The 16694-nt window shown below is 60.5% G+C and carries 14 protein-coding genes; 3 read left to right on the top strand and 11 right to left on the bottom strand.

Going from position 1 to position 16694, the window contains the following annotated elements:
* Nucleotides 1-98: 98 nt before the first annotated feature.
* The 6 genes from HB680_RS11190 to HB680_RS11165 all read right to left on the bottom strand — a co-directional run bounded on the left by HB680_RS11190 (nucleotide 99) and on the right by HB680_RS11165 (nucleotide 8666).
* Complete coding sequence (locus HB680_RS11190; RefSeq protein WP_213938554.1) at nucleotides 99-1418, bottom strand: OprD family outer membrane porin; 1320 nt, start codon at nucleotides 1416-1418, stop codon at nucleotides 99-101.
* A gap of 193 nt (nucleotides 1419-1611) precedes the next feature.
* The gene (locus tag HB680_RS11185) at nucleotides 1612-1836 is read right to left on the bottom strand and encodes a hypothetical protein (RefSeq protein WP_213938552.1); all 225 of its coding nucleotides are present in this window, start codon (nucleotides 1834-1836) and stop codon (nucleotides 1612-1614) included.
* A gap of 539 nt (nucleotides 1837-2375) precedes the next feature.
* On the bottom strand, nucleotides 2376-3740 hold the full coding sequence (locus HB680_RS11180) for a heavy metal sensor histidine kinase (RefSeq protein ID WP_213938551.1): 1365 nt from the start codon (nucleotides 3738-3740) through the stop codon (nucleotides 2376-2378).
* Nucleotides 3730-4407 carry a heavy metal response regulator transcription factor gene (locus HB680_RS11175; protein WP_169373157.1) on the bottom strand — a complete coding sequence of 226 codons (678 nt, stop codon included), beginning with the start codon at nucleotides 4405-4407 and terminating at the stop codon, nucleotides 3730-3732. The genes HB680_RS11180 and HB680_RS11175 overlap by 11 nt, the downstream gene beginning before the upstream one ends.
* A gap of 9 nt (nucleotides 4408-4416) precedes the next feature.
* Nucleotides 4417-7509 (bottom strand): multidrug efflux RND transporter permease subunit, encoded by a 3093-nt coding sequence (locus HB680_RS11170; protein ID WP_213938549.1) that lies wholly within the window; start codon nucleotides 7507-7509, stop codon nucleotides 4417-4419.
* Entirely contained in the window at nucleotides 7506-8666 is a 1161-nt protein-coding gene (locus tag HB680_RS11165) for an efflux RND transporter periplasmic adaptor subunit (protein WP_213938547.1), read from the bottom strand. Before HB680_RS11165 ends, HB680_RS11170 begins: the two co-directional genes overlap by 4 nt.
* Nucleotides 8667-9025: 359 nt before the next feature.
* Here HB680_RS11165 and HB680_RS11160 point away from each other — a divergent pair, with 359 nt between their 5' ends.
* Nucleotides 9026-9283 carry a hypothetical protein gene (locus tag HB680_RS11160; protein ID WP_213938545.1) on the top strand — a complete coding sequence of 86 codons (258 nt, stop codon included), beginning with the start codon at nucleotides 9026-9028 and terminating at the stop codon, nucleotides 9281-9283.
* A 133-nt stretch (nucleotides 9284-9416) separates the two neighbouring features.
* Nucleotides 9417-10559, top strand: coding sequence for a transporter substrate-binding domain-containing protein (locus tag HB680_RS11155; RefSeq protein ID WP_213938543.1), 1143 nt, complete (start codon nucleotides 9417-9419; stop codon nucleotides 10557-10559).
* Nucleotides 10560-10706: 147 nt separating this feature from the next.
* Here the strand turns inward: HB680_RS11155 and HB680_RS11150 are convergent, their stop codons facing one another.
* From HB680_RS11150 to norR, 5 genes are all read right to left on the bottom strand, one after another.
* Nucleotides 10707-11456: a YkgJ family cysteine cluster protein gene (locus HB680_RS11150; RefSeq protein WP_213938542.1), complete on the bottom strand. Its 750-nt coding sequence runs from the start codon at nucleotides 11454-11456 to the stop codon at nucleotides 10707-10709.
* 83 nt (nucleotides 11457-11539) lie between these two features.
* Nucleotides 11540-11866 carry a hypothetical protein gene (locus HB680_RS11145; RefSeq protein WP_213938540.1) on the bottom strand — a complete coding sequence of 109 codons (327 nt, stop codon included), beginning with the start codon at nucleotides 11864-11866 and terminating at the stop codon, nucleotides 11540-11542.
* 147 nt (nucleotides 11867-12013) lie between these two features.
* On the bottom strand, nucleotides 12014-12472 hold the full coding sequence (locus HB680_RS11140; RefSeq protein ID WP_213938538.1) for a GNAT family N-acetyltransferase: 459 nt from the start codon (nucleotides 12470-12472) through the stop codon (nucleotides 12014-12016).
* Nucleotides 12473-12498: 26 nt separating this feature from the next.
* Nucleotides 12499-13401: a chemotaxis protein gene (locus HB680_RS11135; RefSeq protein WP_213938536.1), complete on the bottom strand. Its 903-nt coding sequence runs from the start codon at nucleotides 13399-13401 to the stop codon at nucleotides 12499-12501.
* 267 nt (nucleotides 13402-13668) lie between these two features.
* Complete coding sequence (gene norR / locus HB680_RS11130) at nucleotides 13669-15219, bottom strand: nitric oxide reductase transcriptional regulator NorR (RefSeq protein ID WP_213938534.1); 1551 nt, start codon at nucleotides 15217-15219, stop codon at nucleotides 13669-13671.
* Nucleotides 15220-15367: 148 nt separating this feature from the next.
* Between norR and hmpA the strand changes: the two genes are divergently transcribed.
* Nucleotides 15368-16549 (top strand): NO-inducible flavohemoprotein, encoded by a 1182-nt coding sequence (gene hmpA, locus HB680_RS11125; RefSeq protein ID WP_213938533.1) that lies wholly within the window; start codon nucleotides 15368-15370, stop codon nucleotides 16547-16549.
* Nucleotides 16550-16694: the final 145 nt, after the last annotated feature.

The raw sequence follows: 16694 nt of genomic DNA, 5'->3' as shown, positions 1-16694 counted from the left end.
GAAGGCGGTGTGTCAGTCGACATGATCATCAACTGACACACCGCTTTCGCGAGCAGGCTCGCTCCCACAGGTTTTTGCTTTGCTGGGACAGCCGGGAGTTAGAACACGTTGATCGGGTAATCGACGATCACGCGGTATTCATCGGTGTCCTGATCCAGCGCGCCGTAGCCATTGCCGCCGCGGTTGGTCGCCCATTGCAGGCGCAGCGCCAGGTCCTTGGCCTTGCCGCCCTGGACCACGTATTTCAGATCGATATCGCGTTCCCAGTGCTTGGCGTGTTTGCCGTCGGCGCTGTACCACGAGGCGTAGCCCTTGCTGTCCGGATCGACTTTGGTCAGGTCCGTTTCACCCCGGGAATAGGAAACCGCCGACGTCAGGCCCGGCAGCCCCAGGCCGACAAAATCGTAGGCGTACTTGAGTTTCCACGAGCGCTCGTTGGGGCCGTTGAAGTCCGAGTATTGCTGGGAGTTGTCCAGATAAATGCTGTCGCCCTGGCTGATGTAGTCGAACGGCGTGTTGCCGTTGACCCGCTGATACGCGGCGGTGACGCTGTGATTGCCCACGCCGACGGTGAAATGCAGGCTGTAGGTGTTGTTGTCGATGGTGCCGAGCAGTGCATCGCCGGTGTCTTGCGTGTGATAGAAGTGCAGGCCCGGGTTAAGACTGAGCAGATCATTGAGCTGATAGGTGTAATCCAGATCGTAGTAGTACTGATTCCAGATGTCCTTGAGCTCAGACGCATACAGACTGCTGGTCAGCCCCGGCAAACCGCTCCAGGCCACGCCGGCCCAGTTCAGGTGTTGGCTTTCGTCGCCGTCGGCCAGGCTGCCGTAAGACGTGCCGATCCGGGTGTGGCCGCTCTGGTTGTAAGGCTTGGTAAAACTGGCCTGGCCACCTTCGATCAGCCAACCGTCGAAGCTGTGGTTGGTCAGGCTGACGCCACGAAAGGTCTGGGGCAGCAGACGGGTTTCGCCCCCGGCGATCACCGGGTTGGTGAGAAACAGGTCGCCGGCCTTCAATTCGGTATCGAAGGCGCGCATTTTCAACGTGCCGCCGGCCGTGGAGAACGAGTCCGGCGCTTTGCCGTTACCGTCGCTGATCGGCAGGATGCTCGAATTGTCAGTGCCGCCACCGCCGTCGAGTTTCAGCCCGAGCATGGCGTGGGCATCAATGCCGAAGCCGACGGTGCCCTGGGTGAAACCGGATTCGAACTGGCCGAGAAAGCCCTGGCCCCATTCGATGTTGTCATCGGTGTGCTGGTGCCGGTTGCGGTTCATGTAGTAGTTGCGGGCGTTGAGGTTGAGGCTCGACCCTTCGACAAAACCTTCGCGGCTGGAATCATCGGCGGCCTGGACATTGGCGGCCATCGTTGCAGCGATTGCAATGAACAACGGGCTGAGTTTCAGGGGAAAAGACACGTGCGGTACAGCTCCTTTTGGGTCATTAACGTCAGTTCATGGATCGACGTTTTTTACTTCTTGTTTAGGGAGACGAAGTGGGACGTGTTTTCTGCACAATAAAAAAAGCCGCTGATAGCAGCGGCTTTGAAGACAACTTTTCAAGGGGAAGAGCCGATGAAAAGTGTTGAGGGAAACGGGGCGATACGGCGGATTAGCTGTCTTTCTCAGCCTGTGCTCGGGCTGCAGAAGTGGACGCTTGAGGGGTTTGCGCAGCGTCCTGGGCTTTGGCGGTCATCTCGGCCTGGGACTGTTGGAACGCTTTGGCCCGCGCCGCATTCTGCGCGACAAAGGCTGGCGACTCTTCAGCCATGGCGACCGGGGACAGGAACAAAGCGGACAAAACGAAAGCGCTGGCAATACCCATAGTGTTGGACATCTTTAAAACCTTCTTGCTTGGCAAGTGCTGTTTGGTGCGCCAAGGTTAAGGTTCAAGAGCGATGGGAAACAGAGCGGTTTTCAGAAAGGACTATTGCGTGGGCGGCAATAGTTGGGTTTTGTATCGGTTGGAAGAGCCACCCCTCACCCCAGCCCTCTCCCCAAAGGGGAGAGGGGGAAAGGGAGCCGATCGGGGGCTTTTCAAAACCTGAGTTCAACTCGATATTTCAGGTCGATGTGGTTCCAAGAACAACTCGGTCAGTTCCCTCGCCCCTTTGGGGAGAGGGGAAAGGGAGCCGATCGGGGGCTTTTCAAAACCTGAGTTCAACTCGATATTCAGGTCGATGTGGTTCCAAGAACAACTCGGTCAGTTCCCTCGCCCCTTTGGGGAGAGGGGAAAGGGAGCCGATCGGGGGCTTTTCAAAACCTGAGTTCAACTCGATATTTCAGGTCGATGTGGTTCCAAGAACAACTCGGTCAGTTCCCTCGCCCATTTGGGGAGAGGGTTAGGGAGAGGGGGCGATCCAGAGTCGAGCTACGTCAGACGGGAAGATGAATCCCGAACGTATTCATCCCATGATCACTGCGCACAAACACATCCCCGCCATGCATCAACGCAATCGCCTTCACAATCGCCAAACCGAGGCCGTGGTTGTTGCCGCTATTGCTGCGCGACGCATCCACCCGATAAAACCGTTCGAACAACCGCGGCAAGTGCTCGCTGGCAATCGGCGACCCCGGATTGGCCACGCCGATACTCACCTGATGCTCCTCAACCTCAATCTGCACCTGAATCACTTGCCCAGGCTCAGTGTGCTGCACCGCATTGCTCAGCAAATTGATCAACGCCCGACGCAGATGCGCAATCTCGATCCGCACCTGCGCATCACCGCTGACCTGCACCTGAACCTGCGCATCTTCCAGAATGAAATCCAGATACTCGAGCGTTGTGGCCACTTCATCCGCCAGGGAGGTGGACGTCAGTTTGGTCGCCTTGCTGCCCTGATCGGCGCTGGCCAGGAACAGCATGTCATTGATGATCGAGCGCAGCCGTTCCAGCTCTTCAAGGTTCGATTGCAGCACTTCGAAATAGTGTTCCGCCGAACGCCCGCGGGTCAGCGCCACTTGGGTCTGGCCAATCAGGTTGGTCAGTGGCGAGCGCAGTTCATGGGCGACGTCGGCGTTGAAGGACTCCAGCCGCGAGTACGCTTGTTCGACCCGCTCCAGCGTTGAGTTGAACGAGCTGACAAACTGATCCAGTTCCGGCGGCAACGGCGACAGGCGCAACCGCCCCGAACGCAGCGGCGGCGCCAGGCGCTGGGCTTCTTGAGACAGCTTGATCAGCGGCTTGAGGCCGATCCGCGCCACCCAATAACCGAGGGCCGAGGCCAGCAGCACGCCGATCACCGCCAGGCTGATCAGGGCAATCAGCAAGTGATGCTGAGTCTGTAGAAACGTCTCGGTGTCGATGCCAATCATAAAGCGCAGCGGTGGGCGCTGGTCCTTGGCCGGGAACTGGCTGACCAACACTTTCAGCGGATAGTCGTGATCCGGCAATTGCATATCGCGCCGACCCAGCGGCCCTTCGGCGAAGGCGCGGATCTGCGGGGAAATGTTGCCGTATTCGTATTGCGGATTGCCGCTGATGATCCAAAAACTGATGCGCTTGTCTTCTTCGCCGAGCAACTTGAGCTTGTTGTTGATCTTCACCCAGTGCTCGGGCGTGCCGTAACGCCCGACTGTGGATTCGAGCACGCTGTAACGCGCGTCCAGCTCGGCTTCGGGTAACAGGCCCAGGCCTTTGTCGACCTGCTGGTACAAGGCCCAGCCGATCAATAGAAACACCAGCAGCGCCACCAGCGTGAACATCCCGCTCAGGCGCAGCGCGATTGAGTTACTGGACACCGCGGCTCTCCAGCACATAACCCATGCCACGAATCGTGTGCAGCAGTTTCTCGTCGAACGGCCCGTCGAGCTTGGCCCGCAGGCGCTTGATCGCGACTTCGACGACGTTGGCGTCGCTGTCGAAATTGATGTCCCAGACCATCTCGGCAATCGCGGTTTTCGAGAGGATTTCACCCTGACGCCGGGCCAATACGCTGAGCAGCGAAAACTCCTTGGCGGTCAGGTCCAGGCGCGCGCCGGCGCGGGTGGCCTTGCGGCTGATCAAATCGATCCACAGGTCGGCGATGCTGACTTGCACCGGTTCATGCCCGCCGCTGCGCCGGGTCAGGGCTTGCAGGCGCGCCACCAGTTCCAGGAAGGAAAACGGTTTGCCGAGGTAATCGTCGGCGCCATCGCGCAGACCTTTGATCCGGTCTTCCACGCGTTCGCGGGCGGTGAGCATGATCACCGGCGTTTGCTTGCGCGCGCGCAAGGCTCGCAACACGCCGAAGCCGTCGAGGCCCGGCAACATCACGTCGAGGATGATCACCGCGTAGTCGCTTTCCAGCGCAAGGTGCAGGCCTTCGACGCCGTCCCGCGCCAAGTCCACGGTGTAACCCTGTTCCGTCAGGCCGCGGTGCAGATAATCCGCGGTTTTTTCTTCATCTTCGATAATCAGAACGCGCATGACCCCGCCTCAGTCTGTGGTCGCCAGTGCCGGCAGTGGCTCTGGTTTGGGCCGATGGAAAAGCCGCTCAAGCCACAAGTATATGACCGGCGTGGTAAACAGCGTCAGCGCCTGACTCACCAGTAAGCCGCCGACCACCGCAATCCCCAATGGCTGGCGCAGTTCGGCGCCGGTGCCGTAGCCGAGCATCAGCGGCAACGCACCGAGCAGAGCGGCGAGGGTGGTCATGATGATCGGCCGGAACCGCGTGATACAGGCCTGGAAAATCGCCTCTTCCGGCGGCAAGCCACCCTTGCGCTGGGCTTCGAGGGCGAAGTCGATCATCAGGATGCCGTTTTTCTTCACGATGCCGATCAGCAGCACCAAGCCGATCAACGCCATGATCGAAAAGTCCTGGCCCCAGATCCACAGCATGATCACCGCGCCGAGCCCCGCCGACGGCAGGGTCGAGATGATGGTCAGCGGATGCACGAAGCTCTCGTAGAGCACGCCGAGAATGATGTACACCGCCACCAGCGCCGCCAGAATCAGCCACGGCTGACTGGCCAGCGAACTCTGGAACGCCTGGGCCGCGCCCTGGAAATTGCCGCTGATCGCCGCCGGCATGCCAATTTCGGCCTTGGCCTGGTTGAGCAAAATCACCGCATCGCCCAACGCAACGCCGGGCGCCAGGTTAAATGACAGGTTGGCCGCCGGGAACATCCCGTCGTGGGCGATGGACAGGGGGCCAATGGTCGGCGCATCGAACTTCGCCAGGGCCGACAACGGCACCATCTCACCGCTCAATGGCGAGCGCAGGTAGAAATAGTTTAGGCTTTCGGCCTTGCCGCGCTGTTTGGTGTCCAGTTCCAGGATCACGTTGTACTGGTTGATCTGGGTCTGGAATTCATTGATCTGCCGCTGGCCGAAGGCGTCGTACAGCGCTTCGTCGACATCGCTGGCGGTCAGCCCGAAACGCGCCGCCGCGCTGCGGTCGATGCTGATGTGGGTGATGCTGCCGCCCAGTTGCAAGTCGTTGGAAATATCGCGGAACGCTGGGTTGGTCCGCAGTTTTTCCGTCAGACGCTGGGTCCAGGTGCTGAGCGTCGGGCCGTCGTTGCTCTTGAGTACGTATTGGTACTGCGCACGGCTCGGGCCGGAGCTGAGGTTGATGTCCTGGCCGGCGCGCAGGTACAACACGATGCCGGGGACTTTCATCAGTTGCGGACGAATCCGGTCGATGAACTGGCTGGCTGACACATCACGGTCGCCACGTTTTTTCAGGGCGATCCAGAACCGGCCGTTGGCGATGGTCTGGTTGCTGCCCGAGACGCCGACCGAGTGGGAAAACGCCTGCACGGCCGGGTCTGCCGCGACGATTTCCGCCATAGCCAGGTGTTTTTTCACCATGTCGCCGTAGGAAATATCAGCCGCCGCTTCGGTGGTGCCGAGGACGAAACCAGTGTCCTGAACCGGGAAGAAGCCTTTGGGGATAAAGATGTAACCGGCGATGGCCAGTCCCAGGGACAGGCAGAACACGCCGATCATGGTTTTCTGATGGGCGAGGGCGCGGCGCAGGTATTTTTCATAACCGGCCAGCAAGCGATCACCAAAGGTCTTTTTGCTGTGGGCGTGATGCACCGGCGCACGCATAAACAGCGCAGCCAGAGTCGGCGCCAGGGTCAGCGACACCACCACCGAAATCATGATGGTCGAGGTGGCGGTCAGGGCGAATTCTTTAAACAACCGCCCGACCACGCCGCCCATAAACAGCAGCGGAATAAACGCGGCGACCAGCGAGAAACTGATCGAGACCACGGTGAAGCCTATCTCGCCGGCACCCTTGATCGCCGCCTCGCGCATGCCGTCGCCGGCCTCCAGGTGGCGGTGAATGTTCTCCACCACCACGATCGCATCGTCCACCACGAACCCCACGGCCACCACGATCGCCACGAGGGTCAGGTTGTTCAGGCTGAAGCCCATGATGTACATCAGGGCGAAACTGGCGGTCAGCGACACGCCGAGCACCGCGGACACGATCATGGTCGCCGACCACTGGCGCAGGAACAGTGCCATCACCGCGACCACCAGCATGATCGCGATAAACAGGGTGATTTCCACTTCGTGCAGCGACGCGCGGATGGTCTGGGTGCGGTCGATCAGCACTTTGACCTGCACCGAGGCCGGCAGCATCGCTTCAAGGCCCGGCAGGGCGGCTTGAATGCGGTCCACGGTCTCGACGATGTTCGCCCCCGGTTGCCGGGAGATCACCAGGTTCACACCGGGCAAATCGCCGGCCCAGGCCTGGACGTAGGCATCTTCCGAACCGTTGACGACTTTGGCGACATCTTTCAGGTGAACCGGTGCACCGTCCTTGTAGGAAACGATGAGCTGGCTGTATTCGTCGGGGTGGAACAACTGGTCGTTGGTGGACAGGGTCGAAATGCTCGACTCGCCGTACAACGCACCTTTGGCCAGGTTGAGGCTGGTCTGCTGGATCGCCAGGCGAATGTCGGCCAGGGTCAGGCCGATGGCGGCCAGTTTGTCGGCCGAGGCCTGGACGCGGATCGCCGGACGTTGCTGACCGGTGATGTTGATTTGGCCTACGCCATCGATCTGACTGATCTGACGCGACAGCAGGGTTTCCACCAGGTCGCTGAGTTCGGTGCCGGGCATTTGCGTCGAGCTGACACTGAGGATCAGCACCGGGCTGTCGGCCGGGTTGACCTTCTTCCAGGTCGGCAGGGTCGGCATGTCCTTGGGCAGCTTGCCGGCGGCGGTGTTGATCGCGGCCTGAACTTCCTGGGCGGCGGTATCGATGCTTTTATCGAGGGTGAATTGCAGGGTCAGCAGGCTCGAGCCCAAGGCACTGCTCGAGGTCATCTGGGTCATGCCGGGGATGGCGCTGAATTGCACTTCCAGCGGCGTGGCCACCGACGAGGCCATGGTGTCGGGGCTGGCGCCGGGCAGTTGCGCGTTCACCTGAATGGTCGGAAATTCGGCTTCCGGCAACGGCGCGATGGGCAGTCGCGGGAAGGCGATCACACCCAGCAGCACCAGGGCAAAGGTCAGCAGGATGGTGGCGACCGGGTGGTCGATGCACCACGCGGATGGGCCTCTCATTGTTTAGGCTCCGCTTGCACCACTTGCGGCGGCTCCGTCAGCACTTGCACCATCGAGCCGGGTTTGAGCCGCGACTGGCCATCGCTGACCAGCACGTCGCCGGGTTTGACCCCGGTGATGATGTCCTGGCCGCTGCCTTGATAGACCATCTGCACTTGCACGGTTTCGACCTTGTTGCCGTTGACCCGATACACGAAATGCTGATCGAGGCCGCGTTGTACGACGGTCGGCGGCACCACCAGCGCATCTTTATCCAGCGCTGTCTGAATCTTTACCGTCACCAGCAGGCCCGGCCAAAGCTTCTGGTTCGGGTTGTTGAATTCAGCCTTGGCGCGGATGGTCCCGGTGTTGGCGTTGATCTGGTTGTCGATCAGGGTCAGGTGACCTTCGCCCAGCAGGTTGCCGGTTTCGCCGTCGGTGTCGGCGCCGATGTAGGCCTTGACCTGAGCGCGTTGCGGGTCACCGATCAAGCCTTGCAGGGTCGGCAGCATTTGCTGCGGCAGGGAAAACTCCACGGCGATCGGGTCGATCTGGGTCACTGTGAACAAGCCCTGGGCGTCAGTCATGCGCAGGAAGTTGCCTTCGTCCACCGTACGAATCCCGACACGACCGGTCACCGGGGAGCGAATTTGCGTGTAGGAAAGCTGCACCTGGGCCGCGTCGATGGACGCTTGATTGCCTTGGGCAGTGGCTTTGAGCTGGTTGACCAAGGCTTGTTGCTGGTCGTAAGTCTGCTTGGACACGCCATCATCGACGCTCAGCAGTTTGTAGCGCTTGAGGTTGACCAGCGCCACTTGCAACTGCGCCTGGCTTTCGCCCAATTGGGCGCGAGCCTGGTCGAGGCTGGCGCGGATCGAGCGGTCGTCGATGGTGGCGAGCAAGTCGCCGGTTTTGACCAGTTGACCTTCCTTTACCAGCAATTTGGTGAGGATGCCGTCAATTTGCGGGCGCACCACCACACTGTGCAGGGACAGCACCGAACCGATGCCGCTGACAAAGCGCGGCACGTCCTTTTCGGTGACCGCGACGACCCGCACCGGAATGGCCGTCGGGGCGGCGAGTTTGGCGGTGGCCGGTTTGGTGGCGTACCACAGGCCCAACGCTGCCAGGACAATCAGAGGGACTGCAATCAACGCTGATTTTTTCTGAATTCGCATGCGAGTGGGGCGCCGGGCTAGAGGGACGGAAATAAGGTCAGATTTTATACCTCTCCTTATAGCCCTGTTACCCGGTCAGGAAGGTGACTGCTAACTGACGGGGCTGACAGTTTGGGCGGGGTAGTCATGCAGATGGACCGCGTTACCGTTCTTCGCGAGCAAGCCCGCTGCCACAGGGGAATGCATTCCAAATGTGGGAGCGGGCTTGCTCGCGAAGGCGTCAGATCAATCACCGCCAATCCTCAGGCCGACGACTTGCCGCTTGAAGCTTGCAGCTTGCCGCGCTCCATCCGGTTATACTCGCGCCTTTCGCGGCCCACCCACCGGGCCCGACTCTTTGTGCACCACCCGGAGCTTTCATGACTTCCCCGACACAACCGCCGGTCGCCGACGCTTTGAGCGACGACCCGGCAGACCTGCCAGACAGCGTCGACTCCAGCGCAGACAGCGAAACCAAAGCCGCGATCCCGGCGTTCAAGTTTCCGTTCAAACCGGGCGAACTGGCCGCGGCCAAGAACGCCAATCAGCCGTGGTACAAGAACGGCGCCAAGAATGGCCACACCAAGACCCCTGGCGCAGCGCCACCGGGTACGCGTCGTTCGATGGGCAAACGCTGACCCTCAGCGCGTAAAAAAAACCTTTCAGATTTAGAGATTGTTCCCACAAGGATGAGCGATTCGTCCTCTGGGAAAGTCGGTGGCCCCTCGTCGAAGATTCATGTCCGTGAATTCCTCGACGAAGGCCTCCGAAATGCCCCTGCTAAAAATCCTCTCCGTCCTGTCGCTGATGGCCTTGACCACCGGTTGTGTGTCGTCTGCGGTCGAGCCACTCATCCGTTTCGGCGTCGAAGCCCTGGTTCCACCGTTCGAGAGTCGTAACGACAGCGGTGAACTGGTCGGGTTGAACATCGAATTGGGCAATGCACTGTGTGCAGAACTCAACACCCGCTGTGTCTGGGTGGACCAGGATTACGCCACTAACATCGACGCCCTTGAAGCCAGACGTTTCGACGTGATCATGCCGATGACCGCCACCCCGGCGCGCCGCGAGCGGATCGATTTCACCGAGAACCTTTACCCGCTGAGCAGCCGCCTGGTGGCGCGCGAGGGTTCCGGTCTGCAACCGACGGCGGCCTCGCTCAAGGGCAAACGTGTCGGCGTGCTCGCGGGCACCAGTCGCGAGGCGTTTGCCAAGACCCGCTGGGCTGATGCAGGCGTGACAGTGCGCAGTTTCAAATTCAACGATCAACTGATTGCCAGCCTGCTGGCAGGTGAAATCGACGCGACCCTGCAAGACACCATCGAGATCAGCCATGCGCTGCTGGGGCAGCCATCTGGGCGTGACTTCGCGTTTGCCGGCCCGGCGCTCAACGATCCAATGCTGGGTAACGGCGTGGCCATGGCGGTACGCAACAGTGACACCGCGTTGCGCGACAACCTGAACGCTGCCCTGGAGCGTCTCAAGCAGAACGGCCAGTATCAATTGATCACCCAGCGCTATTTGCCGCCGGTCGCTGTCAATGCTCCCCACTATTTTCTCAACGACGAAGGCCTGCCGTTTTCCGATGCGGTGCAGTTTGGCGAAACCCTTTATTTGTCTGGAGTGCTCGGCCTGGGGGCGGACGGTGAACTGGTGAAGGGCGGTATCGTCCCGCAGATGACCCAGACCATGGAGAACCTGCGCAGCGCCTTGCAACGCAGCGGTTCGTCCTTGGCCCACGTGACCAAATGCACGGTCATCCTGGCGGATATCAAGGATTTCAGCGCAATGAATACAGTGTATCGACGCTACTTCCCGGTAGATCGGTTACCGGCACGCACGTCGTTCGTCGCCAAGGCATTGGTGCTGGATGCACGGGTTGAAGTCGAATGCCTGGCGGTTGCTGCTCGTTGATGGGCTCAGACTGCGTCGTTGAGTTCGGGATTTGTAGTGGCTGGGCTGCCGCCTTCGCGAGCAGGCTCGCTCCCACAGGGGGATGCATTTCAATGTGGGAGCGAGCCTGCTCGCGAAGGGGCCATCACAAACAACTCAATGCTTGGATCAAGCCGCCCGCAACGAGATAAACGCATAATTCACCGGCACCTCAGTCGCCACTTCAGCCCCGGCCGCCAACACTTGCCCGGCAATGTCCTCGCCTGAGACATGAAACATCCACTCACTGCCCGGCGCATCCAATGGCTGCGCCATCACTTGATCGATCACCGCAGCAAAAGCGCCCATCTCCGGCAGATAAGCGGTAAAACCGTCGCCCTTCAGCGCGGTGGTGCGGATCCCGAGCAACCGACAAATCGCGTCCTTGGTCTGAACCTCATCGCGATCCGCCTGGCGCGAGCGCTGGATCAGCGTGACCAGTTCCTGATCGACCAATTCACCGCCCACAATCAGGTCCGGTCCCTGCTCCCACGACTCGGGCGGGCATTCCTTCACCGCCGGGTTCAGGGGGATGTGCGGATTGATTTCCATCGGGTAGATGCGGCACACCAGTGGCCGGCGTTCGTAGATGCGGCAGAGGTTGTCTTCGTCAAGATTCCGGCAGGGACCGACGTTGTAGGCCGCAAAGGTGATGGCCACGTAGGCCTCGGTCGCGCCACTGCGAACCATCACCGACCGGCGTTCGGCGTGTTCCCGTTGAAGGAGAGGCAAGCCCAGGCCATTACCCAGGAAACCTTCCACCAGCACGATCACCTGACCGCCATCGTTCGCCCACATGCGGGCTTCCGTCAGGGTCAGGGGCACGTGGTGGTCGTTGCAGCATTTGCCGCAACCTACGCAGGAAAACGTTGTGTTCATTGATCGACCGGTCGCATGTGAGGGCATGAAAGGGCGACAGAAAGCCACCGCACAGACCTGCGTCGAAGCAAGTTATGCGCCATTCACGGCTTTTTGACCGTTGGGCTAACGGAGTCCCATTCAGTTACGTAGGCGGTTTTGGTTTTTTTGTTGTAGAGGCACAGTTCGGTGCCTTGTTGGCCCTTCATGTGCTTTTGCGGGTATTGGCCTTGCAGCAGGAGTGCGGTGTAGCCGACCCGGTCGTCAAACTGCGCGGCGTTGCCGACGGGTTTGGCCCACTTCAGGCCGCTGGCCTTGGTGCAACTGGCGAGGACGGCTTTGTCGTAGGCGGCCCAGGCGTCGGGGCTGGAGGCGTGGGCCTGGGTGGCGAGGGCGGCGAGGCTGAGGAAGAGCAGGGTGGTGGCTTTCATGGGGGTAGGCATCCTTGGGCTAGTGTTGGCCAGGGAGCGAGTATGCCTGATGGTTGTGTGTTGTTTGTGCGGGCCTCTTCGCGAGCAAGCCCGCTCCCACATTGGAGTGCGGCCCCTGTGGGAGCGGGCTTGCTCGCGAAAGCGCTGTCAGGCGGGAACCGGCTCCCGGCGAACCACCCGCATTCCGGCACTTTCATACAATCGCTGCGCCCGTAGGTTGTCTTCCAGCACTTTCAGATCGACAAACCCCTCGCGGCGCTGCTGAAACACTTTGAAAGCATGTAGCAGCAAGGCGCGACCCAGTCCGAGACCCTGGGCCTGGGGATGCACCACCAGGTTCTTGATGTAGGCGCTGGTCCAGCACTGGCAAACACCGACAATCCCTTCGGCGTCCAGGGCGATGAAGCACAGGCTCGGATCGTATTCAGGATCGGTTTCAAAGCGCTGCTGCCAAACATCCAGCCCCGGCACGCGGCCGCCGCCCTCGCGATAACCCAGCTCCATCAGTTGATGCACGGCTTCGGCGAGTTCGGGGCGGTATTGGCACAATTCGACGCCAGTTGGCCAAGGGATGGTCGGCACTGCCTCGGCGAGGTTGCGCCGCATCAGAAAGCAAAAGTCCTCGGCCAAACTCAGTGACCTTGCTCGGCGACGGCCTTGGCGGCTTCGATCAGGCACTTGGTCAGTTCTGGCGAGGAGAACTTGGTCAGCACCGCGTTGGCGCCGGCCAGTTGTGCCTTTTCGCTGTTCATCGCACTGTCCAGCGAGGTGTGCAGCAGCACATACAGGTGAGAAAAGTCCGGGGTTTCGCGCAGGGTGCGGGTGAAGGCGTAGCCGTCCATCTCCGACATTTCGATGTCCGAGACAATCAGATTGATTTGCTGGGCGGTGCCTTGCAGGTCCAGCAGGCAGTCGATGGCTTCCCTGGCGCTGCGGGCGGTGTGGCATTGCAGGCCGAGGTTGCGCAGGGTGTGCACCGATTGTTGCAACGCAGTCTGGCTGTCATCGACCACCAGGATTCGCGCGTTACCGAGGACTTCGGCGTCTTCCATGCTCAGTTCGGTCGGAGCCATTTCGATCTGCGCCGGGGCGATGCCGTGGATGACTTTTTCGATGTCCAGCACTTGCACCAGCACGCCGTCGACCGAGGTCACGCCGGTGATGTACGAGCGCACACCGCCGGAACCGAAGGGCGGCGGACGGATGTCGGTGGTCAGGCAGTGCACGATCTTGCTTACGGCCTGGACGTGCAGACCCTGTTTGGAGCGGCTGACATCAGTGACGATCAGGCAGCCACCGTTGGGATCTTCCAGGGGCCGTTCGCCGATGGCGCGGCTCAGGTCGATCACCGACAACGACGCGCCGCGCAGGGTGGCGATGCCTTTAACGTGGGGATGCGACTCCGGCAGCTTGGTCAGCGGCGGGCAGGGGATGATTTCACTGACTTTCAGCAGGTTGATCGCCATCAGCTTGCCGCTGCGCAAGGTAAACAGAAGAAGCGAAAGTGAATCTGCGCGGGCTTTGGTGGTGGACATAAAAAACCTTCTTTGGAGAAAGGTGATGGGCGAGTGAAGAGTCGCCAAAAGCTATTGATGCCGGGTTATCGACTTGATGGGGGCAGGCTTTAGGCAAAATACCCGCATTGCCGACCAGTGCGACCTCTGTAGCAGCTGCCGAAGGCTGCGTTCGGCTGCGCAGCAGTCGTAAAAACCTGAGCATGCGGTGCTTGAGAAGTACCGCGTTTGCCCGGTTGGCGAGGACTTCGTCCTCGAACGCAGCCTTCGGCAGCTGCTACAGGGCCGTCACTTCATCCCCAAACGCTTGGCCATGCGCCCCAGATTCGCCCGATCCAAGCCTAGCTCACGGGCCGCACTCGCCCAATTGTGATGGTGGCGTTCCAGACAGGCGTTGATCAGTTGGCGCTGATAATCCTCGGTCGCCGCGCGCAAGTCACCCGAGACTAAAGCCACAGGGCTGACGGTCGGTGCCTCGACAGGGACTTCAACACTGCCATGGGGCAAATCCAGATCCGCCGCACTCAAACTGAGAATCTTCGGCCGTTCCTTGCAGTTGCCCAGTGCCTTCAATGCGCTGCGGCCAATCAAATGCTCCAACTCGCGCACGTTGCCGGGCCATTGATAGGCAAGCAGCGCCGCTTGGGCATCACTGTTCAAACGCAGGCTATTAAGGCCCATGCGCGAGCGGTTCTGTTCGAGGAAGAAGCCACTGAGCAGCAACACATCCCGCCCGCGATCGCGCAAGGCCGGTACCAGCAGTGGATACACGCTCAGTCGATGATAAAAGTCGGCGCGATAGCGACCGCTGCGCACTTCTTCGGCCAGGTCGCGGTTGGTTGCCGCGATCAATCGCACGTCTACTTGATGTTCTTTATCCGAACCCAGACGCTGCAACTGACCGCTTTGCAGCACCCGCAACAGCTTGGCCTGCACGGTCAGGGACAGTTCGCCGACTTCATCGAGAAACAGCGTGCCGCCATTCGCCAGTTCGAATTTGCCACGTCGGTCGTTGGTCGCCCCGGTGAATGCGCCGCGTACATGACCGAACAGTTCGCTCTCGACCAGCGTGTCCGGCAGCGCGGCGCAGTTGAGGCTGATGATCGGCTTGTCGGCCCGGGGCGAGGCGGCATGAATCGCCTGCGCCACCAATTCCTTGCCGACCCCGGTTTCCCCGGTGATCAGCACGGTCAGGTCGCTGCCGCCCACCAGGCTGATTTCTTCCACCAGACGCTTGTGGGCCTTGCTCTGGCCGATCATCTCGCGGTTCTGCTGGCCGCTGGCGTGACGGTAAACCTCGGCGCGCTGGTGTTCGTCTTCGGCGCGATTGGCCAGCCGTTCGATGCGCTCGGCGGCGTTGACGGTGGCGGCGGCGAGGCTGGCGAAGGCTTGCAGGGCGTCGAGTTCGATCGGTTCGAAGCGTTCCGGGTCCAGCGCATCGAGGGTCAACAGGCCCCACGGGCGCTCATCGATAAATAGCGGGCAACCCATGCAGTCATGGACTTCCAGATGCTCATCGAGGCCATCGACCAAACCGTCGTAAGGGTCGGGCAATTCGCTGTCGGCGGCGAAGCGGGTCGGGCCGGCGCTGCTGAGCAACGCTTCGAAGCGCGGGTGCTCGCTGACTTTGAAGCGTCGACCCAGGGTGTCGGTGCTCAAACCGTCCACGGCCAGCGGCACCAGCCATTCGCCGTCGAGGCGCAGCAGGGCGGCGGCATCGCAGGGCAGCAGGGCGCGCATGGCTTCGAGCAGGCGCCGATAGCGCTCGCCTTCGGGCAGTTCGCGGGACAGGTCGGAGACTAGCGGGAGCAGGGCGGTGAGCAGGGATTTTGCAGTCATAGTGACTCCATGTAGTCGGCGTGACTATAAAGCAGTCAGTGTCGATATGACTACGTTGTATTTAAGATATTGATTTTTAACGTTTTAATTGTTGGCATGAAAACTGATAAGTCTAAGCCATTCACATAAAAGCTCAGGAGTCGCCCTAATGCTTAGCGTTCAAGACCGTGCCATCGTCAAATCCACCGTGCCGCTGCTGGAAAGCGGTGGCGAAGCGCTGATCACTCACTTCTACCGCATGATGCTCTCCGAATACCCGGAAGTCCGCCCGTTGTTCAACCAGGCCCACCAGGCCAGCGGTGACCAGCCCCGTGCCCTGGCCAACGGTGTGTTGATGTATGCGCGGCACATTGACCAGCTCGACCAGTTGGGCGATCTGGTGGCCAAGATCATCAATAAGCACGTGGCCCTGCAAATCCTGCCGGAGCATTACCCGATTGTCGGCACTTGCCTGTTGCGGGCCATTTCCGAAGTGCTGGGCGACGAAATTGCCACGCCGGAAGTGATGAGCGCCTGGGGCGCAGCCTACAACCAACTGGCCGATATTTTGATCGGTGCCGAAACCAGCATCTACGACCAGAAAGAACAGGCACCGGGCGGCTGGCGCGGGGCGCGGGAGTTTATCGTGGTGGCCAAGGTCGAGGAAAGCGCGGAAATCATTTCGTTCTACTTCGAACCGGCCGATAAAGGCCCGATCCTCGCCGCCGAGCCTGGCCAGTACATCGGCATGAAACTGATCCTGGATGGCGAAGAAATTCGCCGTAACTACTCGCTGTCGTCCCTGTCGGACAACGGCCAGTACCGCATCAGCGTCAAACGCGAAACTGGCGGCCGCGCCTCCAACCATTTGCACGATCAACTGCATGTCGGTGCAAGCATCCAGCTGTTCCCGCCATCGGGCGAATTCACCCTGACCGCCAGCGACAAACCACTGGTACTGATCAGCGGCGGCGTCGGCATTACCCCGACGATCGCGATGCTCGAAGCGGCGTTGGCCACCGAACGGCCGGTGCACTTTATTCACTGCGCGCGTAATGGCAGTGTCCATGCGTTCCGTGACTGGATCGATGGGTTGGCCGAGCGTCATCCGCAGCTCAAGCGCTTCTATTGCTACGCCGAAGATGACGGCGTGAGCCCGGCGGCGGACAAGGTCGGGTTGTTGAGCCAAGAGCAGTTGGGCGCTTGGTTGCCGCAGCAGCGGGATCTGGATGCTTATTTCCTGGGGCCTAAAGGCTTTATGGCGGCGATCAAGCGTCATTTGAAAGCGCTGGGGGTGCCGGAAAAGCAGAGCCGTTATGAGTTCTTTGGGCCGGCTTCGGCTCTGGAGTAAATAGTAAAGACCGAGTCGCCTGCTTCGCGAGCAAGCCCGCTCCCACAGGGAATCGGGGTGAACATAAATCTTGTGTTCATCCGACATCCAATGTGGGAGCGGGCTTGCTCGCGAATGGCCGCACCTCGGTCTCAATTCCTGCAAA

The organism is Pseudomonas sp. dw_612, from assembly GCF_018449725.1.
Taxonomy (GTDB): Bacteria; Pseudomonadota; Gammaproteobacteria; order Pseudomonadales; family Pseudomonadaceae; genus Aquipseudomonas.
Note: the sequence above shows the minus strand (reverse complement) of the source record. Positions and strands in the feature narration are given on the sequence as shown.